This is a genomic window from Streptomyces sp. NBC_00076, assembly GCF_045041235.1.
GTDB lineage: Bacteria > Actinomycetota > Actinomycetes > Streptomycetales > Streptomycetaceae > Streptomyces.
On record NZ_CP108242.1, the window covers coordinates 1,546,328 to 1,571,551 of the forward strand.

Here is a 25,224-nt window from a genome sequence, read left to right on the forward strand (position 1 = left end):
ACGAAAGACAACAGAAGCCAACCGAGGGACAGAAGAACACCGACAGTCGGGTCGTAGGCGCGAACCGCGATTCTCCGCAGTGCTCCCCCCGCGCTCCTGTGCGCCCCCTCAAGGGGTGGGGTCTGCACGTCGGGCGGCAGGTGGACTGGGCAGGACATGCTGCAAGCGCCGAGTCGGTGAAACATCACCGAATTGCGCATTCCGCATTCTGGCCGAGACGGTGGTATTCGATGAACGCCTTTGTCCCCGAACCAGAGCGAAAATGGACAGTGGGTACTGCGCCCAGCATATTCCCCTCCATCGCTCACGGTATCGCGTTGTTCCGTCACCCGCTGGAGTTTCTGAATTCTTTGCCCGCACACGGCGATCTGGTGCAGATACGGCTGGGGCCCCTGCGCGCCTGGGTGGTGTGCCATCCGGACCTGGTCCACGAGATGCTCAGGGAGACCCGCACGTTCGACAGGGGAGGCACGCAGTACGACAGGCTACGGCTTCTGATGGGCGACGGCGTCGTCACCTGCCCGCACGCGGACCACCGCAGGCAGCGCAGGCTGGTCCAGCCCGCGTTCCGCCCGTCCCGGGTGGCCGAGCACACCCGACTGATGCTGGACGAGGCCGAGTTGCTGTGCCGTGAGTGGCGCGCCGGCCAGGAGGTCGACGTCAGCGCGGTCATGATGGCCATGACCACCCGGGTGATCAGCCGCCTCCTCTTCTCCGACTCACTCGACGCCGCGACGGCCGCCGAGGTGCGGCACTGTCTCACCGACGTCGTGCGGGGGCTGTTCCTGCGCACGGTCGTATCCGTCGACGCCGTCTTCCGCCTCCCCACACCCGCGAACCGCCGCTATCGGCACGCGGTCGCCCGTCTGCACACGATCATCGACGGCGTGATCGCGGAGCGTAGGCGACGCTCCGCGGACGCCCCCCGCGACGATCTGCTGGAGACACTGCTGGAAGCCGCGCGGGACGACGGCGACGGAGTACCGGCGGTCAGCGCACAGGAGATCCACGACCAGCTCATCACCCTTCTGTTGACCGGAGTGGAGACCACCGCCCTGTGCCTGGCCTCAGCCTTCGACCTGCTGGCCCGGAACCCGGAGGCTGCGGAACGGCTGCACGCCGAGATCGACACCGTCCTCGCCGGGCGCCCGAGCCTGGCCCCCGAGGATCTCCCGCGCCTCGCACAGACCCGCGCCGTCATCACCGAGACACTGCGCCACTCCCCGCCGGGCTGGCTCTTCACCCGCGTCACGACCCGGGACACGACGCTCGCCGGGCGCCGTCTCCCCAAGGGTTCGACCGTTCTGTACAGCCCCTACCTCCTGCATCACGACCCCGCGTCGTTCCCCGAGCCCGACCGGTTCCTGCCCGAGCGATGGCTGCCCGCACCGGAACCGGCCGGGTCACGGGCCGCGCCGGAACCACCGGCCACGCGCGGGCCCCAGCCCACACCCCGATCGCAGGCCGCGTTGCTCCCGTTCGCCGCGGGGAGCCGTAAGTGCGTGGGCGACACGTTCGCCGTCACGGAGGCGATCGCGGTCGTCGCGGTCGTCGCGAGCCGCTGGCGACTGCGGCAGCTGCCCGGTCCCGTCGGAAAGCAGCGCCCGGTGGTGACGTTGGGGCCGAGGTCGCTGGTGATGACCTGTGAACCACGTGCGCGTCGTACGACGGACGCACCGGCTGGGGACGCGCCCGCGCTCAGGGCCGCCGTCGCACTTCTGGCCCCGGACACCCGAACGGCAGGTGACAACGGTGTCGACGACACATGAGGAGAGCATGATCGCCCCGCACGGCTCACCGCACGCCGCCACCCTCAAGGAACTGGTCGACACCCATCTCCGCATGCCCTTCGCGCTCCTCAGGAATCCGCACGAGTCGGTGGCGGTGGCAGGCGTCGAGGAGTGGCTCCGCGCGCAGGGACTGAGCGGCGAACCGGGCGTGCCGGAGATGCTCCGCTCCACCCGCCCCGCCGAGCTCGCGTCCTGCACCAGCCCGGGCGTGGACGCGGACATCCTGCAGATCGTGGCGAACCAGATCGCGTATCAGTTCGTCTTCGACGACCAGGCGGAGGAGGTCGGCCGTCGGTGGCCGGACCGGTTGCTGCCCATGCTCTGCGAGAGCGTGGCGATTCTGCGCGACGGTCAGCCGCCCACCACCGCCCTCGGGGCGGCCCTGGCCGACCTGTACCGCCAGGTCCAGGAGCGGTGCACCCCGGCCCAGGCGGAGCGCTGGGCCTGGACGAGCCGGGAGTACGTGCATGGGCTGCTGTACGAATCCGTGGCCCAGAACGGCGCCTTCCCCCTGCCGACCGGACTGTGCACCTCCATACGTTCGTTGACCGCCGGGGTCGAGCCCTTCTACCCGCTGTACGAGGCCGCGCGGCGCGGCGAGTCGGCCCCGGAGGAGCTTCATCATCCGGTCATGCGGCGCATGCGGCGCCTGTCGGTCGACGCGGCCGTGTGGACGGCGGATCTGTTCTCCGCGGTGAAGGAACAACGAGCGGGGGGCGTGATCAATCTGGCCCTGGCCCACCAGCGCGCCCGTGGGTGCCCCCTGCCGGTCGCCGTCACCCTGGCCATCCGGCAGATCAACAGCGCCGTCAACGAGTTCGAGAGGCTCCGCGCGCAGATCGAACCGGTCCTCAGTCCCGCGGGACTCGACTGTGTGGAGGGCATGATCGGCTGGATCGGCGGGTGCTACCACTGGTCCCGTACCGTGCCGCGCTACGCGGACACGGCGACGGAGCCCGCGTCTTGAGACCTTCCGGCACCGCGGGTGCGGTCCTTCCGGGCAAGGCACATTTGGTCGACCGTACCCACGAGGCGAACGCGCCAAGCCACGAGAGCGGGTGATTCATCCGTACTTGGCCTGCTCGTGCGCGAATTCGCCCATACCGCATGTCGTGGGGCGTACGCTCCTGCCTGCCTCCCGGTGGTCGAACGACAGGAAACGGTAGGGCACATGGCGCATGGGTCACGGCAACCGAGCATCCCGCCCCGGCAGTTGCTCGAACGCACACAGGAGCTCGGTGCGCTCGACGCGGCCCTGTCGGATCTGCGGGCCGTCGCCGACGGCGGCCCGTGCACCCGGCACAGCGGGCTGCTCGCGTTCACGGGACCTGCGGGGCTGGGCAAGACGGCACTCATGACCGAGGCCCGCGCCCGCGCCACGGCCGAGGGGTTCAGGGTGCTCTCGAGCCGGGGCGGCGAGGCGGACCAGGAGCTGGCGTTCCACGTGGTCCGCCAGCTCGTCCAACCCGCCCTGGCCACGATGGACGAGGCGGAACGGGTGGCCTTCCTGGGCAGTTGGTACGCCATCGTCGCCGCCACGCTCGGCCTGGAGGCGGCGGAGACCTCGCACGTACCGGACCCGACGGGTGTGCGCGACGGGCTCGACTGGGTCATGACGCGCCTGACGGTGATGAAGAGGACGCCCGTCGTGCTGCTCCTGGACGACCTGCACTGGGCCGACATCGAGTCCCTCGGCTGGCTCGCCTCCTTCGCTCCCCGGGCCGCGGACCTGCCGCTGCTGATCGTGGTCGCCTACCGGCCCGACGAACTGCCGCACGAGGCGACCGCGTTCCGCGCGCTGGTCGACGGTCACGGCAGCCGCCCGCACCCCCTCGCACCGCTGACGACCGCGGGTGTGGCGTGCATCGTGCGGGAGCAGGTGGGGGACGGCGCCGAGGACGAGTTCTGCGAGGAGTGCCGCACGGTCACCGGCGGCAGCCCGTTCGAGACCGTGGAACTCGCCATCCGGCTCCGCCAGCGCCATCTCAAGGGCACCCAGGACGAGCTGCCGACGATGCGGGCCCTGGCCACCGCCGTGAAGGGACCCGGACTGATCGAGCGCCTCCAGCGGCTCGGCACGAGCACCGTCCGCTTCACGTACGCGGGAGCCGTCCTGGGTGCGCCGTTCTCCCCCGACCTCGCCGCCACCATCGCGGCGATCGGCCGCGAGGCCGCCGTCGAGGCGACCGAGAAGCTGCGCGCCGCCCGCATCCTGGCCGACGACGACGGAGCGGGCGGCGGCCTGGGTTTCGTCCATCCGCTGATCGCCACCACGATCTACCAGTCGATCCCGCCGGGTCTGCGGGTCGGCATGCACAACGCGGCCGCCGAGTCCCTCCGCGCGGCCGGGTTCGGCCCGACCGCGTCCGCCCGGCATCTGTTGGAGGTCCCCTGCGACGGCAAGTCCGAAGCGGTCGACTGCCTCCGAGAAGCGGCTCGTGAATCCCTGCGGGCCGGCGCTCCGGAAGCGGCCCGCCGCCTGCTGACCCGGGCGTTGCAGGAGCCTCCCCTGCCGGAGGACCGCGCCGCCCTCCTGCACGAACTCGCGGGCTCGACCTTCCTCATCGAACCCACGGCCACCGTGAAACACCTCCGGGCGGCCCTGGCGGAGCCCGGGATCGACCCCGCCCTGCGCGCCTCCATCGTCTACCGGCTCACCCAGGCGCTCGCTCACACCGACCGGCTGGCCGAGGCCGCGCAGGTGGCCGCCGAGGAGGCCCGGCTGACCACCAACGCCCGTGTCCGGCTTCGGATGCAGGCCGACCACGTCGTCTGGAGCATGAACCGCACCGACGAACCCGACTCGTCCGCCCGCTCCCGCACACTGACCCGGCTGGCCGCCAGGGTGGCGGCCCGGGGGCGGCCGGCCGAGCGCGGCCTGGAGGAACGCTGCATCCTGGGCCTGCGCTCGTGGGACGCCCTGCTGCGTGGTGAGCCCCGGCGGACCGTCCTCGAACACGCCGAGGACGCCCTGCGCGGCGGAATGAGCTGGACCGACGAGAACCGTGGCTTCGAGGTCCCGGTCTCCGTGGCCCTGGCCTACATGTACTGCGACCAGCCGGGACGGGCCGAGGAACTGTTCACCAAGGGGATGGCCGAGTGCGAGTCCAAGGGGTGGCGGGGCTCGCATCTGGCCGTCGGCCAGACCCTGTTCGCCTACATCCGCTACCGCCGGGGCTGCCTGGCGGAGGCGGAGCACTGGGTGCGTGAAGGCCTGCGCACGGCGCAGCGGGTCGAAGGGGCGGTGCCCGCGCAGTGGTTCGCCATCGGCATCCTCACCCAGACACTGCTGGCCCGCGGGCGAACCCGTGACGCGCGCCGACTGGCCGACCGTCACGACTACGGCGAGGACGTTCCCAATGCCGTCATCTATCCCGATCCCCGCACGGTGTACGCCGAGTTGCTCCTCGCGGAGGGACGCCTTCGCGAGGCGGAGCACCTCTTGACCGAGGTCGGGAACTGGCTGGACGGACGGGACTGGCGCAACCCCGCATGGTGTCCCTGGCAGCTGCATCTCGCGTCCGCCCTGGCCCGTTCCGCCCCCGACCGCGCCGTCCGGCACGCCCAGGACGCCCTCGACCGTGCCCGGCACTTCGGTGCGGCGTCCGCGATCGGGCAGGCGCTGCACACCCTGGCCGAGGTGACCGGCGGAAGGGCGGCGCTCGATCTGCACGCGGACGCCGTGGAGCACCTGGAACGGTCGCCGGCCGCCTACGACCTGGCACGCGCGCTGATCGGCCACGGTGCCTCGCTCGCCCGATACGGTCGGCTCCACGACGCCGCGGACCGGCTCTACCAGGGCCTGGAAGGGGCCGTGCACTGCGGCGCCGACGCGCTGGCCGCCCGGGCCAGGGCGGAACTCTCCGCGGCCGGAATGCGCCCGCTGCCCCTGCGGTACCCGCAGACGGACACGCTCACGGCCCACGAACGGAAAGCGGCCGAGATGACGGCTCAGGGCCACCCGGCGGCCGTGGTCGCGAAGGACCTCCGCCTCAAGGAACAGGGTGTACGGCAGCTGCTCTCCTCCGTGTACCGCAAGGTCGGCACCGATCCGGCGGGCCTGGCCGAGGCCCTGGAGACCTTCCCGCGTCCCCGGACGTGATCCCACCTCCCAGGTGCTGATTGCATCATGGGGAGGTCACATGAACCCTCGGCCCCTCGTACACAGGAGGCACCTTGCGGCCGCAGCCCTTCCGTCCCGACGACGCCGGAGCGCGGTTCGACTGGGGCTTCCCGGGCGCCGACCCGGGGGCCGAAATCCTCGGCGACATCTCCGGCCGGCGGGTGCTCGCCTTCGGATACGACGCCGCCCGGCACGCCGCCCACCTCGTCCGCGCGTACGGCGCCACGGTGGACGCGGTCGACCCGGGGCCCTACGAGCGGGTTCCCGCCGAGCTCGGCTCACTGCCGGGACTGCGCCTGGTGCGGGCCGACGCCGTGGAGTTCCTGAGCAGCACGGAGCCGTACGACGTCATCTACTCCGTCGACGCCGTCGCCTCCATCGATCCCCGCCGTCTGCTGCCCGTCCTTGCCTCGGCGCTCCGGCCCGGCGGGACGCTGTGCTTCGGCGTACCGCACACCAACTCCCGCGGCGGCGGCCCCTCGTCGTCCGTCGAGCCGCGCCACGCCGACGGTGTCCGGACGTGGGTGATCACACCGGACCTCTGGACCGACCTGCTCGCCGAGCAGGGGCTGCGCGTCGAACACGTCGAGGTCCTCGACACACCGGACGAGGCCGACCACGCCTCCCGCCGGATCCTCCGCGTCACCCGGCCCCTGCGGGTCTCCTCCCGTCCACGCGGCGCCGGGCCGCCGGTCCCGCACGGGGCACTCGGCGTGGGCGCCATCCTCTACGGCCCCCGGGGCCTGCTGCTGGGCCGGCACCGCCGCGGCACCTGGGAGCTGCCCGGCGGCACGGTGGAACCCGGTGAGTCGCTCCAGGAGACGGTGGTGCGCGAGCTCGCCGAGGAGACCGGGATCGAGGCGAGCCCCGCCGACGTACACCTCCTGGGCACGCTCCTCGACCATGTCGGCGACGTCGTACGGGTGACCGTACCCGCGCGGGTCACGGCGTGGCGGGGCGAGCCGGCCGACCAGCCCGGCGAACGCGTCGGCGACTGGCGCTGGTTCGCCCTGGACCGGCTGCCGGAGAACCTGTTCGTGTGCAGCGCCCAGGGCCTCACCGCATGGCGCCCCGACCTGCCGATCGACCATACCTCTGCCCACTTCACCCCGTACGCCCCCTGACCGCGGGGGCGCGTGCAACCCTCTCGCAACCTTGCCCGTGCTGCACTCGGGGACCATGGACGAGGAATCCGCACGCGCCCTGCACGACGAGGTCCCGCGGGTCGAGCTGACCCCCGCGGCCGCCGACCTGTTGCGCCGACTGCGCGAGACGCACGGCCCGCTGATGTTCCACCAGTCCGGCGGCTGTTGCGACGGCAGCGCGCCGATGTGCTTCCCGGCGGGCGAGTTCCGTACCGGTGACTCGGACGTGCTGCTCGCGGAGCTGGTCGTGGAGGGGGTCGAGGAGCCGGTGACGTTCTGGATGTCGCGCAGCCAGTACGAGGTGTGGAGCCACACCCGGCTGATCGTCGACGTCGTCGAGGGCCGGGGCGGTGGCTTCTCGCTGGAGGCACCCGAGGGGGTTCGTTTCCTCACCCGTTCGCGGGTCGTCGGCGCATAGACACCGCGCCGCTCACGGTCGTCTGGTGCACTTCCCCCGGGTCCTGGGACAGTTGACGAGACATCAGGGGGGACTGTGACGCGTCGTCAAGGACGGTTCGGAGCGGGCAAAAACGTACTGGCGTTGCTCGCGGCGCTCGGCACGCTGGCCGGTGCGGCCCTGGTGGGGGCGGCACCGGCCGGCGCCGTACCGGACGGGAAAGCGCTCGCGCCGGGGGTCGGGTACCGGGAGCTCGACGTCCCGGCGGCCCATGGGGTGGCGCACGCCCATGTGCTGACCGTCGACCTGCGCGATCCCCGGGTCCGCCTGGACCTGCTGTATCCGGGGGCGGTGGCCGCGCGTGCCCCCGTCTCCGGCATGGCCGACGCGGCCGGGGCCGTGGCGGGGATCAACGGCGACTTCTTCAACATCACCGAGACTCAGCACCCGGGCGTCGAGGCCACCGGCGCGACCGTGGGCCCGGCGATCACCGGGGGCCATGTACTCAAAGCGGCGGTGCCGAACGGCCAGCGCTTCGGCCCCGCGCTGCCGCCCGGCACCGGCACCGAGGACGTGTTCGGCGTGGGTGTGGACCGGCGGGCCCGGCTGGACGCCCTCGCTCTCGACGGTTCGATCCGCACGCCGGTGGGACGACTGCCACTTGGCGGGCTGAACCAGTACGCGTTGCCGGAGGGATCCATCGGCGCGTTCACCTCCGACTGGGGCAGCGCTTCCCGGGTGCGGGCCACCTGCGGCACGGACACGGACCGGGCCGCTGCGTGCAGCACGGACACCTACGAGGTGACGGTGCGTCATCGTCGGGTCGTGTCGCTGTCCGACACCCCCGGCCGTGGCCCGATCGCCGCGGGGACCACCGTGCTGGTCGGACGGGAGGCGGGCGCGCGGCAGCTGCGGACGTTCTTCCAGGGCGAGCCGGTGACGGTGCGACACCGGCTGGTGTCGTCCTCGACCCGGATCGCGTACCGCTTCGCGCTTGGCGGCTACCCGGTCCTGCGGGGCGGGCTGCCACTGCCCGGCCTCGACACCACAGCCTCCGCCGTGCGGACCGCCGTGGGTGTCGCGGACGGCGGGCGGCGCCTGCTGCTGCTCGCGCTGGACGGCGCGCCCCAGTACCGCGGCGGGCTCACCGTCGCCGAAGTCGCCGACACCATGCGGGAGTTGGGCTCGGACGACGCCTTCAGCCTGGACGGCGGAGGCTCCACGACCCTGGCCGCCCGGGCGCCGGGCGCGAGCACCGTCACCGTACGCAACCATCCCTCCGGGGGCGCGGAACGGCCCGTCCCGAACGGCATCGGGATCTTCACGACCCCGTGACGCTCACGGTCTGAGGCCGCTGACGATGTCCGCCGTCGCCATCAGACCGCTGTTGATGCTGGGCGCGATGTTCGTGCCGGCCAGGTAGAAGCCGAGCAGCAGGCACACCAGCGCGTGGGAGACCTTCAGCCCGCCACTGCGCAGGAAGACCGTCGCCAGGATCACCAGCAGCAGCACCACCGAGATGGAAATCGCCATCGTCAACCTCCTCCGCCACGCCGCCATGTCTGGTTCGCGGCGTTCGGCCGCAAGTGTGGCGTAGCGGAGGGTTCGTCCGGGCGGCTGACCTGTCCGCCGAACGTGTGATGTCCGGCGGGTGGTGGCTGCGTCGTGTGGCTGCGTCGTGTGGCTACGTCGCCCGGTGGGCGTCGAGGAACGCCTCCAGTCCGGCCAGGTCGTCGGTGTTGATGTGGTCGACGCCAGCAGCGAGCAGTTCGCTCCACACGGCGTCCCGTGCCGGGCCCGCCACGTCCGGCGTGGCCCACAGCCGCACCTTCTGACCGCGCCGGTGGGCCGTGCGGACGATGCCGCGCAGCTTCTGCCGTTCGGTGTCGGGGAAGGCGCCGACGCCCGCCCAGGCGAAGTTGAGCGTCCAGTTGTCGCTGATCAGCGGGATGATGGAGGCGGGCGCCGCACTGCCGAGGTCGGCGAGCCGGCCGTCGTAGAAGGCCCGGCGGACGGTCTGGGCCTCCATCGGGGTACGGGCCGCTCGGTCGCCGGAGATGACAGCCGTGACCGCGCCCGGGCGCACCCGGCCATGGGCGTACGTCGTGAACAGGTGCTGCTGGCGCCGCAGATGACGGTCGAGTTCGAGGTAGGTCGACGCACCCTCCGTCTTGATGTCGATCAGCAGTTGCAGCGGCGCGCGGCACCCCCGGTACACGGAACCGTGGTTGGCCCTGACACGGGCGGCCAGCGGGTCGAGGTAGAGGGATTCGAGGGTGCGGGTCGGGTCGAGGTCGACGGGGTCGTGGGCGACGAGAAGCTGGTCGCCGACGAGGTAGATGTCGGCCTCGACGCTGCCGAAGCGGTGGTCGAGGGCGTCGAGAAGGGGCCGCGGATGCTCGTAGTCGTTGTGCGCGTGGGCACGCCACAACGGGCGCGGCCGGTGCTTGTGTTCGGCCGCGAACGCGTCGGCCGCGGGCCGGGCGACCGCACCCGCCAGGGCGGCGCCGAGGGTGGTGAGGGCTCTGCGTCGGGTGGTGAGGGCCATGCTCTGCCTCCCTGGTCGGCCTTACGGGGTCGCTGCTGCGAGTATGCGATCCGTAGGGCCCCAAGGTGCAGTGCCGGGAGAGGAGTTGGCCGGACTGCCGCTGTCCGTTCATCTCGTCCGTGGGGGCTCGCGGAAAAGCCCGCCCCAGCTCGGGCGGGCTTTTCCCGGTGGACGTCAGGGTGCCTGGAGGTCGACCAGTTCGGCCAGGGTCGCGCGGTGGGCGCCCGCGGTGCCGTAGGCGATCGAGTCGGCCTTGGCTCGCTTCAGGTTCAGGTGGATCGGGTGTTCCCAGGTCATCCCGAGGCCGCCGTGCAGTTGCAGGGCCTCCTCGGCGGCGCGGACCGCGACGGGGGCCGCGTAGGCCTGGGCGACGGCGACCGCCACGTCCACGTTCTCACCGGTCGCGAGGGCGTCCGCCGCGCCGCGGGCCGCCGCCCGCAGGCTGACGACCTCCAGCCACAGCTGGGCGAGCCGGTGCTTGAGGGCCTGGAAGCCGCCGACGGGCCGGTTGAACTGCTTGCGTTCCTTCAGGTAGCGGACCGTCTCCGTCAACGCCCATTCCGCCAGCCCGAGTTGCTCGGAGGCCAGCAGCCCTGCCGCGGTGCGCAGAGCACGGCGTACGGCGGGTTCGGCGTCGCCGATCCGGCGGGCCGACGCGCCGTCCAGGGTGACCGTCGCGAGGGGTCGGGTCAGATCCAGCGCCACCTGCGGGGTGACGGTCACGGCGTCCGCGTCGACGGCGTACAGCCCGCCGTCCTCGACCGGGACGAGCAGCACGTCGGCGACGGCCGCGTCGGCGATCCCGGTCAGCTCCCCGTGCAGCGTGCCGTTCTCCCGTCGTACGGACGGGAAGGCGGCGTCCGGTGCCGTGTGCAGCGCGACGGCGAGGACACCGATCGTCCGGCCGGAGGCCAGCTGGGCGAGCAGGTCGTCGGCCGCGCACGCCAGCAGCGCCTCGGTGGCGACGACGGCACTGGTCAGGTAGGGCACGGGAGCCACTGCCCGCCCCAACTCCTCAAGAACGACGGCGACTTCACGGTGGGTGGCGCCCTGGCCGCCGAGCGCCTCGGGCACCAACAGCCCGGCGAGGCCCATGCCGTCGGTGAGGGCCTTCCATGTCTCGCGGTCGTGGGGCGTGGCCGACTCGGTCCGCACGATCACGCCCGCCGGGTCGCAGTGGTCGGTGAGCAGGTCGCGGACGGCGGCGCGCAGCGCCTCTTCCTCCTCCGAGTACAGCAGGTCGGGCTCGGTACTCATCGGGCGAGGTCCTTCCAGGCGACGTCCTTGTCGTTGCGCGGCTCGCTGGGCAGGCCCAGGACGCGCTCGGCGACGATGTTCAGCAGGACCTCGCTGGTCCCGCCCTCGATGCTGTTGCCCTTGGAGCGGAGGTAGCGGTAGCCGGCGTCGCGGCCGGTGAAGTCGACCAGCTCCGGTCGGCGCATGGTCCAGTCCTCGTACAACAGGCCTTCCTCGCCGAGGAGTTCGACCTCCAGGCCGCTGATCTCCTGGTTGAGGCGGGCGAACGCCAGCTTCATGCCGGCGCCTTCCGGGCCGGGCTGGCCGACGACCATCTGCTGGCGCAGGCGTTCGCCGGTGAGACGGGCGACCTCGGCCTCGACCCACAGCTTCAGCAGGCGCTGGTGCAGGTCGTGGGTGCGCAGGTCGGGGCGTTCGCGCCAGGTCCTGGAGACCGGGCCGATCATGCCGCCCTCGCGGGGCAGCCGCATGCCGCCGATGGCGACGCGTTCGTTGTTCAGCGTGGTCTGGGCGACCCGCCAGCCGTCGCCGACCTCGCCGAGCCGACGCGAGTCGGGGATGCGGACGTCGGTGAGGAAGACCTCGTTGAACTCGGCCTCGCCGGTGATCTGGCGCAACGGCCGGACCTCGACGCCCGGGTCGGTCATGTCGCAGATGAAGTACGTGATGCCCCGGTGCTTGGGCACGTCCGGGTCGGTGCGGGCGATGAGGATGGCCCAGCGGGCGAGGTGCGCGCTGGACGTCCACACCTTCTGCCCGTTGACGACCCAGTCGCCGCCCTGCCGGACGGCTCGCGTCCCGAGCGCCGCGAGGTCGGATCCGGCGCCGGGCTCGCTGAAGAGCTGACACCAGACCTCCTCGCCCACCCACAGCGGCCGCAGGAGCTGCTTCTGCTCGTCGGTGCCGTACTTCAGGATCGTCGGCGCGGCCATCCCCAGGCCGATGCCGATGCGCCGCGGGTCGTTGTCGGGGGCATCGGCGGCCTCCAGCTCCGCGTCCACGACGGCCTGGAGGGAGCGTGGGGCTCCGAGGCCGCCAAGACCCTCGGGGTAGTGCACCCAGGCGAGTCCGGCGTCGAACCGGGCCTTGAGGAAGTCGAGCCGGTCGGTTTCGGCGGGCGGGAAGTCGGCCAGCAACTGGGCGGTGCGGCGCTTGAGTTCGGCTGCGTCGGTCATGCCGCCGCCCCTTGCGTGAGGCCGGGAACGACGACGACCCGTCCGGTCGTCACACCGTCCCCCACCCGCTGCACGGCGGCCGCGGCACCGCCCAGCGGCACCCGCTCGCTGATCAGCGGCTTGATCGCGCCCCGGGCGGCCAGCTCGGTGAGCTGCTCGTGGCAGTGCTGGACCAGCTTCGGGTTCTTGGTGTTGTACAGGCCCCAGTGCAGGCCGAGGATCGTGTAGTTCTTCACCAGGGCATGGTTGAGCGACGGGCTGGGGATGGTGCCGCTCGTGAAGCCGACGACGACGATCCGGCCCTCGAAGGCGACGACCTTGGTCGACTGGGTGTAGGCCTCGCCGCCGACGGGGTCGTAGATCACGTCGGCGCCCCGGCCCCCGGTGGCCTCCTTCACCGCGGCGATGACGTCCTCGGCGCGCCGGTCGATCACCACGTCACAGCCCAGCTGCCGGGCGACGGCGGCCTTGTCGGCGCCGCCGACGACACCGATCACCGTCGCTCCGGCAGCCTTGCCGAGCTGCACGGCCGCGCTGCCGACCCCTCCTGCGGCAGCGTGGACGAGCAGCGTCTCGCCGGCTTCCAGCCCGGCCCGCCGGTGCAGGCCGAACCAGCCGGTCTGGTACCCGATGTGCAGGGCGGCCGCCTCGGCGTCGTCCAGCGATTCGGGAGCGGGCAGGACAGCGGCGGCGTCCGCGACGGCGTACTCGGCGAAACCGCCGTACGGCAGGGCGGGGTTGGCGATGACCCGGCGCCCGTCCTCCGTCTCGCCGCAGATCTCCACGCCGGGCGTGAACGGCAGCGGCGGCCTGACCTGGTAGTGACCCCGCGCCATCAGCACGTCCGGGAAGTTGATGTTCGCCGCGCGCACCTTCAGCAGGACCTGGCCGTCACCGGGCGTGGGCCGCGCCACGTCCGCGAGGCGCATCACCTCGCCCGGCTCGCCGTTCTCGTGCACTTGCCATGCCTGCATGCGGTGCCTCCACGGGACTGCTTCGTCTGACCGGGGTCCCTCGCATACTAAGCGGTCGCTTGCCGATCAGGGAACAGCTCCCGCCCGTCGTCTTCGGTCGTTCGTCGGTGGCCCTCGCCACCCTCGCGCGCCGTCCGTTTCGACTGCTTCGGCCGGGCCCGTACGTGGATCCGCTCCCCCTGCGGTCCGAAGAGGCTGAGGAACTCCGCCGGCCCCTCCCCGGTCGACCCGAACCAGTGCGGCACCCGGGTGTCGAACTCGACGACCTCCCCGGCCGTCAGGACGGCGTCATGGCCGCCCAGCACCAGCCGGAGCCGCCCGGACAGCACGTACAGCCACTCGTAGCCCTCGTGGGTCCGCGGCTCCGGTTCCTCGTTCCCCTGTGGCACCAGCACCTTGAAGGCCTGGAGTCCGCCGGGCTGGCGGGTGAGCGGCCAGTAGGTGCGCCCGTGCCGGGAGATGGGCGCGGCCCGCACCCGTGGGTCGCGCACCGAGGGGGCGCCCACCAGTTCGTCGAGCGCCACCTCGTGCGCCCGCGCGATCGGCAGCAGCAGCTCCAGGCTGGGCTTGCGCAGACCCGACTCCAGCCGGGAGAGCGTGCTCACCGAGATGCCGGTCGCCCCGGACAACCCGGCCAGCGTCGCCCCGCGCTCCTTGCGGATCCGTCGCAGTCGCGGGCCCACTTCCGCGAGAACCTCGCCCATGTCGTCGTCACTCATGCCATCCATTGCAGTTTCGGCAAACATGTTTGTCAATGTGGCAGTGACCGAGCGACGGTCGGGGTGGAGGTGGTCACCATGACCGAGAAGTACAGCGACACCTACGAGGTGGTCGTCGTCGGAGGCGGCGCGGCCGGGCTGTCCGCCGCGCTGGTCCTGGGCCGGGCCCGGCGCCGGACGCTGGTCGTCGACGCCGGCGAGCCGCGCAACGCGCCCGCCGCGCACATGCAGGGTTATCTGACCCGGGACGGCATGTCCCCCGCCGACTTCCTGGCGAAGGGCCGCGAGGAGATCGCGCGGTACGGGGTGGAGCTGGTCCGGGACCGGGCGGTGGACGTGACCAGGGACGGGGACTTCGCCGTGGTCCTGGCGGGTGGCCGGACCGTGCGTGCCCGGCGCCTGGTGATCGCCACCGGCCTCCGGGACGAGCTGCCGGACGTCGAGGGCCTGGCCGAACGCTTCGGGCGGGATGTGCTGCACTGCCCGTACTGCCACGGCTGGGAGGTACGGGACCAGGCCTTCGGCGTCCTCGCCACGACCCCGATGAGTGTGCACCAGGCGCTGATCGTCTCCCAGTGGTCCAAGGACGTGACGTTCTTCCTGCACACGGTCGCCGAGGAGGAGCTGTCGGACGACGACCTGCGCAGGCTGGCCGCGGCCGGGGTGAAGGTGGTGCCCGGTGAGGTCGCGGAGGTGGTTGCCGAGGACGACCGGCTCACCGGGGTCCGGCTCACGGACGGCACGGCCCACGCGCGGGATGTGCTGTTCGTGGCGCCCCGTGCCGTCCCGCGGACCGGTCTGCTCCGTCGGCTGGGTGCCGAACTGCGGGAGACCCCGTTCGGTGCGTATCCCGTGGTGGACGAGACGGGTCTGACGACCGTGCCCGGCGTGTGGGCGGCGGGCAACGCGATGGGCTTCGCGGAACAGGTCGTCAACGCGGCGGCGGGCGGGTACCGGGCGGGCGCCACGATCAACGGGGAAATGCTGATGGCGGACCTGGATGCGGCTGTCGCGGCCGTCCGGGTGTAGACCGTCCGTCTCCGGTGCACCATGGCTGCATGCTGCTGACCCGGCTGGCCCAGGTGTCCCAGGAGGTGGCCGCCACCTCGGCGCGCTCCCGGAAGATCGCGCTCCTCGCCGAGCTGTTCCGGGACGCCGAGGCTCAGGACGTGCCGATCGTCATCCCGTACCTCGCCGGGCGGCTGCCCCAGGGGCGGCTCGGCGTCGGCTGGAAGGTGCTGAGCCGGCCCGTCGCCCCGGCCGCCGAACCGAGCCTGACCGTACGCGGGACGCACGACCGGCTGAGCGCGCTGGGCGAGGTCTCGGGCGCCGGATCGCAGGCCGAGCGGGCTCGCCTGGTCGGCGAGCTGATGGGCGCGGCCACGGAGCACGAGCAGCGGTTCCTGCTCGGACTGATCAGCGGCGAGGTGCGTCAGGGCGCGCTGGACGCCGTCGCGATCGAGGGCCTCGCCCAGGCCACGCAGGCGCCACCGGCGGACGTACGACGGGCCGTGATGCTCGCGGGCTCGCTCCAGACGGTGGCCGAGGCCCTGCTCTCGGACGGTCCGGGCGCCCTCGACCGCTTCCGGCTCACCGTCGGCCGCCCGGTCCTGCCGATGCTGGCGCACAGCGCCTCCTCGGTGTCCGAGGCGGTCGACAAGCTCGGCGCGTGCGCGGTGGAGGAGAAGCTGGACGGCATCCGCGTCCAGGTGCACCGGGACGGCGACGCCGTACGGCTGTACACCCGCACCCTCGACGACATCACCGACCGGCTGCCCGAACTGACCGCGGCGGCACTGGAGTTGAGGGGTGAACGTTTCATCCTGGACGGCGAGGTCATCGCCTTCGACGCCGCCGGACGCCCCCGGTCGTTCCAGGAGACCGCCGGGCGGGTCGGCTCCCGGGTGGACGTGACGACGGCCGCGCGGACGGTCCCCGTCTCCCCCGTCTTCTTCGACGTGCTGTCCGTCGACGACCGTGACCTGCTGGACCTGCCGTTCGCCGAGCGGCACGCGGAGCTGGCCCGGCTGGTACCGGAGCCGATGCGGGTCCGGCGGGCCCTGGTGTCCGGCCCGCAGCAGGTGGGGACGGCCGAGGAGTTCCTCGCCGAGACCCTGAAGCGCGGCCACGAGGGTGTGGTCGCGAAGTCCCTCGACGCCTCCTACAGCGCGGGCCGGCGGGGTGCCTCCTGGCTGAAGGTCAAGCCCGTCCACACGCTCGACCTGGTGGTCCTGGCCGCCGAGTGGGGCCACGGCCGCCGCACCGGGAAGCTGTCCAACCTGCACCTCGGGGCCCGCGCCGCGGACGGTTCGTACGCGATGCTCGGCAAGACCTTCAAGGGCATGACCGACGCGATGCTGGCCTGGCAGACCGGGCGGCTCCAGGAGCTGGCCGTGGACACCGACGGATACGTGGTGAGCGTACGTCCCGAACTCGTCGTCGAGATCGCCTACGACGGTCTGCAGAAGTCCACCCGCTACCCGGCCGGCGTCACCCTCCGCTTCGCCCGCGTGGTCCGCTACCGCGAGGACAAACGCCCCGAGGACGCCGACACGGTCGAGACGCTCCTCGCCGCCCATCCCGAGGTGAGGCCGTGAAACGCAGCGCGGGCCTGCTGTTGTTCCGGCACACCGATCACGGGCTGGAGGTGTTGCTCGGCCATATGGGCGGCCCCTTCTTCGCGCGGCGCGAGGCCGGGGCCTGGACGGTGCCGAAGGGCGAGTACGAACCCGACGAGCCGGCCTGGGACGCGGCCCGGCGCGAGTTCCAGGAGGAGCTGGGGCTGGCGCCGCCCGACGGCGAGGCCGTACCGCTGGGCGAGGTGCGGCAGACCAACGGCAAGATCGTCACGGCGTGGGCGGTGGCGGCGGACCTCGATCCGGCGACGATCAGGCCGGGCACGTTCCGCATGGAGTGGCCGCCGAGGTCCGGGCAGATCCAGGAGTTCCCGGAGCTGGACCGCGTGGCATGGTTCGGCCTCGACGCGGCCCGGGCGGTGATCGTGAAGGCGCAGGCCGCGTTTCTCGACCGCCTGACGGAGCACTCGGCCTGAGCGGACCCACACGCGTTGCGGTCCCCGCCGCCGCGCGGGAAGGTCGGAAACACAGCCCGTCCCAGGGAGGTCAGCCATGCCCATCGCAACGGTCAACCCGGCGAACGGCGAGACGTTCAAGACGTACGAGGCCATGGGCGAGGAGGAGATCGAGCGCAGGCTCCAGCTCGCGGAGGCCACGTTCCGCACGTACCGGACGACGACCTTCGCCGAGCGCGCCCGGCTCCTGCACCGGGCCGCCGACCTCCTCGAAGAGGACCAGAACGACATCGCCCGCGTGATGACGACCGAGATGGGCAAGCCGGTCAAGCAGGCCCGCGCGGAGGCCGCGAAGTGCGCCAAGGCGATGCGCTGGTACGCGGACCACGCCGAGGAACTGCTCGCCGACGAGGAGCCCGCCGCCGACGACGTGAAGGACTCCGGCGCCTCCCGCGCTCTGGTCCGCTACCGGCCGATGGGCCCGGTCCTCGCGGTGATGCCGTGGAACTTCCCGCTGTGGCAGGTGGTCCGCTTCGCGGCCCCGGCCCTGATGGCGGGCAACGTGGGCCTGCTCAAGCACGCCTCCAACGTTCCGCAGACCGCGCTGTACCTGGAGGACCTCTTCCACCGCGCGGGGTTCACCGAGGGCACCTTCCAGACCCTCCTGGTCGGGTCCGGCGCGGTCGACGAGATCCTGCGTGACGACCGCGTCAAGGCGGCCACCCTCACGGGCAGCGAGCCCGCGGGACGGGCGGTCGCGTCCACCGCCGGGGAGATGATCAAGAAGACGGTGCTGGAGCTGGGCGGCAGCGACCCGTACGTGGTGATGCCCTCCGCCGACATCGACCGGGCCGCCCAGGTGGCGGTGACCGCGCGGGTGCAGAACAACGGGCAGTCCTGCATCGCCGCCAAGCGGTTCATCGTCCACACGGACGTGTACGACGCGTTCGCCGAGCGGTTCGTCGCGGGCATGGAGGCGCTGAAGGTCGGCGATCCGCTGAAGGAGGACACCGAGGTCGGGCCCCTGTCCAGCGAGCAGGGACGGGCCGACCTGGAGGAACTCGTCGACGACGCAAGGCGCAGCGGCGCGAATGTGCTGTGCGGGGGCGAACGGCCCGACGGGGACGGCTGGTACTACCCGCCGACCGTCCTGGCCGGCATCACCCGCGAGATGCGCATCCACCGGGAGGAGGCCTTCGGACCGGTCGCCACGCTGTATCGCGCGGCCGACCTGGACGAGGCGGTGCTCATCGCCAACGACTCGCCGTTCGGCCTGAGTTCGAATGTGTGGACGCGGGACGAGACGGACGTCGACCGGTTCGTACGCGACCTGGAGGCGGGCGGTGTGTACGTCAACGGGATGACCGCGTCCCACCCGGCGTTCCCGTTCGGCGGAGTGAAGAGGTCCGGATACGGGCGAGAGCTGTCCGGGCACGGAATCCGGGAGTTCTGCAACATCACCACCGTATGGCACGGAGCGTGACGCTTCCGCGGCTACGATCCCCTTTGTGAACCGCGAAGTGACTCTGCCTCTGATCGTCGACGACCGCGGGACCTTGCAGGTGGCTGCCGCCGACGTCAGCAAGTTGTTGCGGACGGTGGGTGGTCGCTGGCTGCACCTGGTCGAGGCCGGGGAGGACGGGCTCGACGAGGACACGGTGGCGGCCCTGACGATCGAGCTCGCGAAGCTCGCCGACCGGATCGACGTGGCGTGTATCGCGCACAGCAGCGGGAGTACGCCGTAGAGGCCTGCTGGGGGTGATGGGGTTCCCTGCAACGGGGGCGTGGGTGTATCGCCATGCGGCTGCGCCGCGTGCGTGGGAATACCAGCCACGGACGGCCGTCGGACCACGACGTACCCACACCCCCGACGGCGTCACCGGATCGGCATCCCCGACAGGGTCCGGGCGATCACGAGCCGCTGGATCTCGCTCGTTCCCTCGAAGATCGTGTAGATCGCCGCGTCGCGGTGCATCCGCTCCACCGGGTACTCCCGCGTGTAGCCGTTCCCGCCCAGGATCTGAACCGCCTGCGCCGTCACCTTCTTCGCGGTCTCGCTCGCGAACAGCTTCGACATCGACCCCTCGGCCGCCGTGAACTGCTTGCCGTTGACCGCCATCCAGGACGCCCGCCAGACCAGCAGCCGGGCCGCGTCGACGGATGTCCGCATGTCCGCGAGCTGGAAGGCCACACCCTGGTTGTCGATGATGGGCCGGCCGAACTGCTCACGGGTCTTGGCGTATTCGAGGGCCTCCTCGTACGCGGCACGGGCCGTACCGACGGCCATCGCGCCGACGGCCGGACGCGAGGCTTCGAAGGTGGCCATCGCGGCGTTCTTGACCCTCTCGCCGCCCGTCCTGGCCCGCTCCCGGGCCCGCGCCAGACGCTCGTCCAGCTTCTCCTTGCCGCCGAGCAGGCAGGACCCGGGGACGCGCACGTTGTCGAGGACGACCTCGGCGGTGTGCGAGGCACGGATCCCGTGCTTCTTGAACTTCTGGCCCTGCGCGAGACCGGGCGTGCCCGGCGGGACGATGAAGGAGGCGTGGCCCTTCGAGCCCAGCTCCGTGTCGACGACCGCGACGACGACATGGACGTTGGCGATCCCGCCGTTGGTCGCCCAGGTCTTCGTGCCGTTGAGCACCCACTCGTCCTTGGCCTCGTCGTACACCGCGCGGGTACGCATCGAGGCGACGTCCGAGCCGGCGTCGGGCTCGGAGGAGCAGAAGGCGGCGACCTTGACATCGTTGGCGTCGCCGTACATCTGCGGGATCCAGGTGCCGATCTGCTCCTCGGTGCCGTTGGCGAGGACGCCGACGGCGGCGAGGCCGGTGCCGACGATGGACAGGGCGATGCCCGCGTCGCCCCAGAACAGTTCCTCCATGGCCATCGGAATGCCGAGGCCAGTGGGGTCGAAGTACTGCTGGGCGTAGAAGTCGAGGGAGTAGATCCCGACCTTGGCGGCCTCCTGGATCACCGGCCAGGGGGTCTCCTCGCGCTCGTCCCATTCGGCTGCCGCGGGGCGGATGACGTCGGCCGCGAAGCCGTGCAGCCAGTCCCTGACCTCCTTCTGCTCGTCATTGAGCTCCATGGTGAACTCGGCCATGTCCCCTCCAGCAGCGAAGCACGTGCGTGTTACTTACGGTAACACCGAGTCTGTTACCGGCGGGTAGGAAAAGTCAACTCCCGATGACTGCCCGGCCGCCCGTTCGATGTGCGGTGCATGCTGGGTGTTAGTTTGCGCAGGTGTTACCTAATCAGCACGGGTGGGGAGAGCACATGGACACCACGCAGCGGACCGATCAACAACGGTCCGCCGACCGCCGCCGACGCGAGCTACTGGAGGCCGCGGACAGGGTGGTGCTGCGCGACGGCCCTCAGGCCTCGATGAACGCGATCGCCGCGGAAGCCGGCATCACCAAGCCGATTCTCTACCGCCACTTCGGCGACAAGGGCGGACTTTACGCCGCGTTGGCCAAGCGGCACACCGACGCCCTGCTCAATTCGCTGCGGGCGGCGCTCGACGCCCCCGCGGAACGGCGGGAGCGGGTCGAGGCCACGTTGGACACGTACCTCGCGGCGATCGAGGCCCGGCCCCAGGTGTACCGGTTCCTGATGCATCCGGCGGACGGCGGCCAGGCCGACGGGGGGCAGGCCGGGGACCCGGGGTTCGACGTCGGCAAGCATTCCATTCCGCTGCTGCGACGGATGGGCGAGGAGTTGGCCCAGGTCATCGAGGACCGGCTGGATCTCGGGCCGGGGGGGCAACAGCTGGCCCGGGTGTGGGGCCACGGGATCGTCGGCATGATGCACGCGGCCGGTGACTGGTGGCTCGGAGAGCGGCCGTGCTCGCGGGCCGAGTTGGTGCGGAGCCTGGCGGATCTGCTGTGGGGGCGGCTGGCCGCGGCCGGGGACAAGGTCGGCAGTCCGGGCTTCTGACGGTCGATTGCGGCCCCGCGCCCCTTCGGGCAGGTCCGCTCACCGGTGCCATGACGATCGCGTCACCTGCCGCATCAGGCGGCGGTGGCGCCAGCCCTTGAGGTGGTCGGCGTAGACCCGGCCCTCCAGGTGGTCGTGCTCGTGCTGCAGGCATCGGGCGAAGAAGCCCGTCCCGTGCACGGTGATCGGCTCCCCGGTCACCGTGAAGCCCTCGACCACCGCGTGGTCGTGGCGTTCCGTTCCGGCTTCCAGACCCGGCAGGGACAGGCAGCCCTCGGGCCCCCGCAGCACCACCCCGTCCGCTTCCACCAGGCGCGGATTCACCAGGTGGCCCAGGTGACGGACCTCCTCGTCGTCCGGGCAGTCGTAGACGAACACCCGTAGCGGCTCGCCGATCTGGTTGGCCGCCAGGCCCACGCCCTGGGCCGCGTACATGGTCGCGAACAAGTCCTCGACGAGTTGCGCCAGTTCGGGGCCGAAGTCGGTGACCTCCTCGCAGGGGGTGTGGAGTGCCGGGTCGCCGAGCAGGGCGAGGGGCCGGACGCGCCCTCGGGCGCCCGGGATGGAGCCGTTTCGCATGGCGGCAAGGGTACGGTCCTCACTGTCCGGCGATGGTCGTACGGGCGCCGCGATTCGGGAGTGCGAATGGATCTCGATAGGCTGAGGTCCACACCACGTTGCCGGAGGCAGGAGCGCGGCGCGTACGCAAGGAGGATCGAGAACTGATGGCAGGCAACTCGGACCCGCTTTCGCCGCGGGCCAAGATCGCCGTTACCGCGGGCAAGGCGGTCGCGGCGGCGTCGCGCGCCGCTGGGCGCGGCAGCGGTTCCGTGATCGGCGGCCGGGTGGCACTCAAACTCGACCCCGACCTTCTCGCCCGGCTCGCCCAGCACCTGGACGTCGTGCTGGTGTCGGCGACCAACGGCAAGACCACGACGACCCGGCTGATCGCCGAGGCGTTGCGGGCCGCGGGGCCGGTCGTCTCCAACGCTCTCGGCGCCAACATGCCGGCCGGCATCACCTCGGCGCTGGCGGGCAGCTCGGACGCGCGCTACGGCGTCATCGAGGTCGACGAGAAGTACCTGGCCGGTGTCGCCCGGGACACCGACCCGAAGTGCATCGCGCTGCTCAACCTCTCCCGCGACCAGCTCGACCGCGCCGCCGAGACCCGCATGCTCGCCGAGAACTGGCGGGAGGGCCTGGCCGGCTCCAAGGCCGTGATCGTGGCCAACGCGGACGACCCGCTGGTCGTGTGGGCCGCGTCCTCCTCCCCCAACGTGATCTGGGTCGCAGCCGGACAGATGTGGAAGGACGACGCCTGGTCCTGCCCGTCCTGCGGCGGCGTGATGCAGCGGCCGGGCGACGACTGGTTCTGCGGCGAGTGCGGATTCCGCCGGCCGACGCCCAGCTGGGCCCTGTCCGGGGACCATGTCCTCGATCCGCACGGGTCCGCCTGGCCGATCCACCTCCAGCTGCCGGGCCGCGCCAACAAGGCCAACGCCGCCTCCTCTGCCGCCGTCGCCGCCGTCTTCGGGGTGCCGCCGCAGGTCGCCCTGGAGCGCATGTACCAGGTACAGGCGGTGGCCGGACGGTACGACGTCGTCCAGTTCATGGAGCGCGACCTGCGACTCCTGCTCGCGAAGAACCCGGCCGGCTGGCTCGAGACGTTCAGCCTGATCGACCCGCCGCCGACGCCGGTGATCCTCTCGGTGAACGCGCGCGGCGCCGACGGCACCGACACCTCCTGGCTGTGGGACGTCGACTACACGCGTCTGACCGGCCACCCCATCTGCGTGGTCGGCGACCGGAAGCTGGACCTCGCGGTGCGTCTGGAGGTGGCCAACCAGCACTTCCAGGTCTGCGAGAACCTCGACCAGGCGGTGCAGCTGAGCCCGCCGGGTCGCATCGAGGTCATCGCCAACTACACCGCCTTCCAGGACCTGCGCCGCCGCGTCGGCAACTGAGCACCGGACTTCAGGGGACTTTTGTGAGCGACAACCAACTGCGGGTCGTCTGGATCTATCCCGACCTGCTCAGCACCTACGGCGACCAGGGCAACGTCCTCGTGGTGGAGCGCCGGGCCCGGCAGCGCCGCCTCGACGTCGCCCGTCTCGACGTGCGCAGTGACCAGCCGATCCCGACCTCCGGCGACATCTACCTGATCGGCGGCGGTGAGGACCGGCCGCAGCGGCTCGCGGCCGAGCGGCTGCGCCGGGACGGCGGTCTGCAGCGGGCAGTGGAGAACGGTGCCATCGTGTTCTCGGTGTGCGCCGGGTACCAGATCCTGGGCCACGAGTTCATCAACGACCTCGGCCAGCGCGAGCCCGGCCTCGGCCTGCTCGACGTGGTGTCGGTACGCGGCGAGGGCGACCGGTGCGTGGGTGACGTCCTCGGGGACATCGACCCCCGCCTGGGGCTGCCCCCGCTGACCGGCTTCGAGAACCACCAGGGCGTCACGCACCTCGGCCCCACCGCCCGCCCGCTCGCCCAGGTCCGCTTCGGCAACGGCAACGGCGCGGGCGACGGCACCGAGGGCGCGTTCAACGACACGGTCTTCGGTACGTACATGCACGGCCCGGTGTTGGCACGCAACCCGCTCATCGCCGACCTGCTGCTGAAGCTGGCCCTCGACGTGAACGCGCTGCCGCCGACCGACGACCGGTGGTACGAGGCGCTCCGCAACGAGCGCATCGCGGCTGCGCAGCAGCCTGCGTGAGAACAGTTGCGCAGCAGCCTGCGTGAGAACCGTTGCGCAGCAGCCTGCGTAAGGACTGCCGCCCCGCGTGAGGAGAGCCGCACGGCGACCCACGTGAGGGCTCCGGCCGGTTTCGCCACGGGCGCGTGCGAGGGACACCTCGGGCGCGCCCGTCGTGCGTTCCAGGGGAAGTCCAGGCGGCCGCTGGTACCGTCCGGCATCGTCTTCGTCGAGCCCGCCTGACGCGTCGTCCGCTCACTTGTGCGGCTGCGTCCATCAGGCGGACGCCTGCTACGGAGCCACCCCCAGACGCCGATAAGGTGGCCGGAATCCAGCCGGACGACGTGGTCCGGACCCGGCCCACGTTGAGAAGGTATTTCGGGCTATGCGCATTGGTGTCCTGACGTCCGGCGGCGACTGCCCCGGCCTGAACGCGGTCATTCGGTCCGTCGTGCACCGTGCCGTCGCCGACCACGGCGACGAGGTCATCGGTTTCCGGGACGGCTGGAAGGGCCTCCTGGAGTGCGACTACCTCAAACTCGACCTCGACGCGGTGAGCGGCATTCTGGCTCGCGGCGGCACGATTCTCGGCTCCTCCCGGGTCCAGCCCTCGCATCTGCGGGACGGTGTGGAGCGGGCCCGGGGCCATCTGGAGGAGCTCGGGCTCGACGCGGTCATCCCGATCGGGGGCGAGGGCACGCTCAAGGCGGCCCGGCTGATGTCGGACGGCGGTCTGCCCATCGTGGGTGTGCCGAAGACGATCGACAACGACATCGCGGTCACCGACGTCACCTTCGGCTTCGACACGGCCGTGGGCGTCGCGACGGACGCCCTCGACCGGCTCAAGACCACCGCCGAGTCCCACCAGCGTGTCCTGGTCGTCGAGGTCATGGGCCGGCACACCGGCTGGATAGCGCTGCAGTCCGGTATGGCGGCCGGCGCCCACGCCATCGTCGTACCGGAACGGCCCTTCGACATCGAGGAGTTGGCCCGCAGGGTCGGCGAGCGGTTCGAGGCGGGCAAGCGGTTCGCGATCGTCGTCGCGGCGGAGGGAGCCAAGCCGGCGCCGGGCACCATGACCTTCGACGAGGGCGGCAAGGACATCTACGGGCACGAGCGGTTCGCCGGGATCGCGCGACAGTTGTCGATCGAGCTGGAGCAGCGGCTCGGCAAGGAAGCGCGGCCGGTGATCCTCGGGCATGTGCAGCGGGGCGGCACGCCCACCGCGTACGACCGGGTGCTGGCGACCCGGTTCGGGTGGCACGCGGTGGAGGCGGTGCACCGCGGGGAGTTCGGGAAGATGACGGCCCTGCGGGGGACGGACATCGCGATGGTGCCGCTGGCGGACGCGGTGGAGACGTTGAAGACGGTTCCGGCGGAGCGGTACGCGGAAGCGGAGTGCGTGTTGTGACGTGCCGCTCATGAATGGGTTGT

The 25,224-nt window shown here is 71.7% G+C and carries 23 protein-coding genes; 15 read left to right on the forward strand and 8 right to left on the reverse strand.

Going from position 1 to position 25,224, the window contains the following annotated elements:
- Positions 1-350 precede the first annotated feature (350 nt).
- The 6 genes from OHA64_RS07090 (at position 351) to OHA64_RS07115 (ending at position 8,790) form a co-directional block, all read left to right on the forward strand.
- Positions 351-1,769 carry a cytochrome P450 gene (locus OHA64_RS07090; protein WP_405609568.1) on the forward strand — a complete coding sequence of 473 codons (1,419 nt, stop codon included), beginning with the start codon at positions 351-353 and terminating at the stop codon, positions 1,767-1,769.
- Positions 1,753-2,757, forward strand: coding sequence for a (-)-alpha-amorphene synthase (locus OHA64_RS07095; protein WP_405609571.1), 1,005 nt, complete (start codon positions 1,753-1,755; stop codon positions 2,755-2,757). Before OHA64_RS07090 ends, OHA64_RS07095 begins: the two co-directional genes overlap by 17 nt.
- Before the next feature lie 204 nt (positions 2,758-2,961).
- A complete protein-coding gene (locus tag OHA64_RS07100; protein WP_405609574.1) occupies positions 2,962-5,892 on the forward strand; it encodes an ATP-binding protein in 2,931 nt (976 codons plus the stop codon).
- A gap of 74 nt (positions 5,893-5,966) precedes the next feature.
- Positions 5,967-7,037 carry a bifunctional class I SAM-dependent methyltransferase/NUDIX hydrolase gene (locus tag OHA64_RS07105; RefSeq protein ID WP_405609577.1) on the forward strand — a complete coding sequence of 357 codons (1,071 nt, stop codon included), beginning with the start codon at positions 5,967-5,969 and terminating at the stop codon, positions 7,035-7,037.
- Between the two features lie 55 nt (positions 7,038-7,092).
- Positions 7,093-7,476, forward strand: coding sequence for a DUF779 domain-containing protein (locus OHA64_RS07110; RefSeq protein ID WP_405609580.1), 384 nt, complete (start codon positions 7,093-7,095; stop codon positions 7,474-7,476).
- 75 nt (positions 7,477-7,551) lie between these two features.
- The gene (locus OHA64_RS07115; RefSeq protein ID WP_405609583.1) at positions 7,552-8,790 is read left to right on the forward strand and encodes a phosphodiester glycosidase family protein; all 1,239 of its coding nucleotides are present in this window, start codon (positions 7,552-7,554) and stop codon (positions 8,788-8,790) included.
- 3 nt (positions 8,791-8,793) lie between these two features.
- Here the strand turns inward: OHA64_RS07115 and OHA64_RS07120 are convergent, their stop codons facing one another.
- The 6 genes from OHA64_RS07120 to OHA64_RS07145 form a co-directional block, all read right to left on the reverse strand.
- Entirely contained in the window at positions 8,794-8,988 is a 195-nt protein-coding gene (locus tag OHA64_RS07120; protein ID WP_405609586.1) for a hypothetical protein, read from the reverse strand.
- Between the two features lie 151 nt (positions 8,989-9,139).
- Positions 9,140-10,003, reverse strand: a complete 864-nt coding sequence (locus OHA64_RS07125) for a phosphatidylinositol-specific phospholipase C/glycerophosphodiester phosphodiesterase family protein (RefSeq protein WP_405609589.1) — start codon at positions 10,001-10,003, stop codon at positions 9,140-9,142.
- Positions 10,004-10,177: 174 nt separating this feature from the next.
- Positions 10,178-11,260 carry an acyl-CoA dehydrogenase family protein gene (locus OHA64_RS07130; protein ID WP_405609592.1) on the reverse strand — a complete coding sequence of 361 codons (1,083 nt, stop codon included), beginning with the start codon at positions 11,258-11,260 and terminating at the stop codon, positions 10,178-10,180.
- Positions 11,257-12,435: an acyl-CoA dehydrogenase family protein gene (locus OHA64_RS07135; RefSeq protein ID WP_405609595.1), complete on the reverse strand. Its 1,179-nt coding sequence runs from the start codon at positions 12,433-12,435 to the stop codon at positions 11,257-11,259. Before OHA64_RS07135 ends, OHA64_RS07130 begins: the two co-directional genes overlap by 4 nt.
- On the reverse strand, positions 12,432-13,409 hold the full coding sequence (locus OHA64_RS07140; RefSeq protein ID WP_405609598.1) for an NADPH:quinone oxidoreductase family protein: 978 nt from the start codon (positions 13,407-13,409) through the stop codon (positions 12,432-12,434). The genes OHA64_RS07135 and OHA64_RS07140 overlap by 4 nt, the downstream gene beginning before the upstream one ends.
- Before the next feature lie 47 nt (positions 13,410-13,456).
- On the reverse strand, positions 13,457-14,128 hold the full coding sequence (locus tag OHA64_RS07145) for a helix-turn-helix domain-containing protein (RefSeq protein ID WP_405609601.1): 672 nt from the start codon (positions 14,126-14,128) through the stop codon (positions 13,457-13,459).
- A gap of 78 nt (positions 14,129-14,206) precedes the next feature.
- On the opposite strand from OHA64_RS07145, the gene OHA64_RS07150 reads away from it, so the two are divergent.
- From OHA64_RS07150 to OHA64_RS07170, 5 genes are all read left to right on the forward strand, one after another.
- Positions 14,207-15,157 (forward strand): NAD(P)/FAD-dependent oxidoreductase, encoded by a 951-nt coding sequence (locus OHA64_RS07150; RefSeq protein WP_405609604.1) that lies wholly within the window; start codon positions 14,207-14,209, stop codon positions 15,155-15,157.
- A gap of 29 nt (positions 15,158-15,186) precedes the next feature.
- Positions 15,187-16,725, forward strand: coding sequence for an ATP-dependent DNA ligase (locus OHA64_RS07155; protein ID WP_405609607.1), 1,539 nt, complete (start codon positions 15,187-15,189; stop codon positions 16,723-16,725).
- On the forward strand, positions 16,722-17,180 hold the full coding sequence (locus tag OHA64_RS07160) for an NUDIX domain-containing protein (protein WP_405609610.1): 459 nt from the start codon (positions 16,722-16,724) through the stop codon (positions 17,178-17,180). The genes OHA64_RS07155 and OHA64_RS07160 overlap by 4 nt, the downstream gene beginning before the upstream one ends.
- Before the next feature lie 76 nt (positions 17,181-17,256).
- On the forward strand, positions 17,257-18,642 hold the full coding sequence (locus OHA64_RS07165; RefSeq protein ID WP_405609613.1) for an NADP-dependent succinic semialdehyde dehydrogenase: 1,386 nt from the start codon (positions 17,257-17,259) through the stop codon (positions 18,640-18,642).
- A gap of 25 nt (positions 18,643-18,667) precedes the next feature.
- Entirely contained in the window at positions 18,668-18,904 is a 237-nt protein-coding gene (locus OHA64_RS07170) for a DUF6213 family protein (protein ID WP_030041549.1), read from the forward strand.
- 131 nt (positions 18,905-19,035) lie between these two features.
- Here the strand turns inward: OHA64_RS07170 and OHA64_RS07175 are convergent, their stop codons facing one another.
- Positions 19,036-20,262: an acyl-CoA dehydrogenase family protein gene (locus OHA64_RS07175; protein ID WP_405609616.1), complete on the reverse strand. Its 1,227-nt coding sequence runs from the start codon at positions 20,260-20,262 to the stop codon at positions 19,036-19,038.
- A gap of 173 nt (positions 20,263-20,435) precedes the next feature.
- On the opposite strand from OHA64_RS07175, the gene OHA64_RS07180 reads away from it, so the two are divergent.
- The gene (locus tag OHA64_RS07180) at positions 20,436-21,095 is read left to right on the forward strand and encodes a TetR family transcriptional regulator (RefSeq protein ID WP_405609619.1); all 660 of its coding nucleotides are present in this window, start codon (positions 20,436-20,438) and stop codon (positions 21,093-21,095) included.
- 39 nt (positions 21,096-21,134) lie between these two features.
- Here the strand turns inward: OHA64_RS07180 and def are convergent, their stop codons facing one another.
- Positions 21,135-21,674, reverse strand: a complete 540-nt coding sequence (gene def / locus OHA64_RS07185; protein WP_405609622.1) for a peptide deformylase — start codon at positions 21,672-21,674, stop codon at positions 21,135-21,137.
- 146 nt (positions 21,675-21,820) lie between these two features.
- On the opposite strand from def, the gene OHA64_RS07190 reads away from it, so the two are divergent.
- From OHA64_RS07190 to OHA64_RS07200, 3 genes are all read left to right on the forward strand, one after another.
- Entirely contained in the window at positions 21,821-23,059 is a 1,239-nt protein-coding gene (locus OHA64_RS07190; protein ID WP_405609625.1) for a MurT ligase domain-containing protein, read from the forward strand.
- Between the two features lie 23 nt (positions 23,060-23,082).
- The gene (locus OHA64_RS07195; protein WP_405609628.1) at positions 23,083-23,811 is read left to right on the forward strand and encodes a type 1 glutamine amidotransferase; all 729 of its coding nucleotides are present in this window, start codon (positions 23,083-23,085) and stop codon (positions 23,809-23,811) included.
- 364 nt (positions 23,812-24,175) lie between these two features.
- Entirely contained in the window at positions 24,176-25,201 is a 1,026-nt protein-coding gene (locus OHA64_RS07200) for a 6-phosphofructokinase (RefSeq protein ID WP_405609631.1), read from the forward strand.
- Positions 25,202-25,224: the final 23 nt, after the last annotated feature.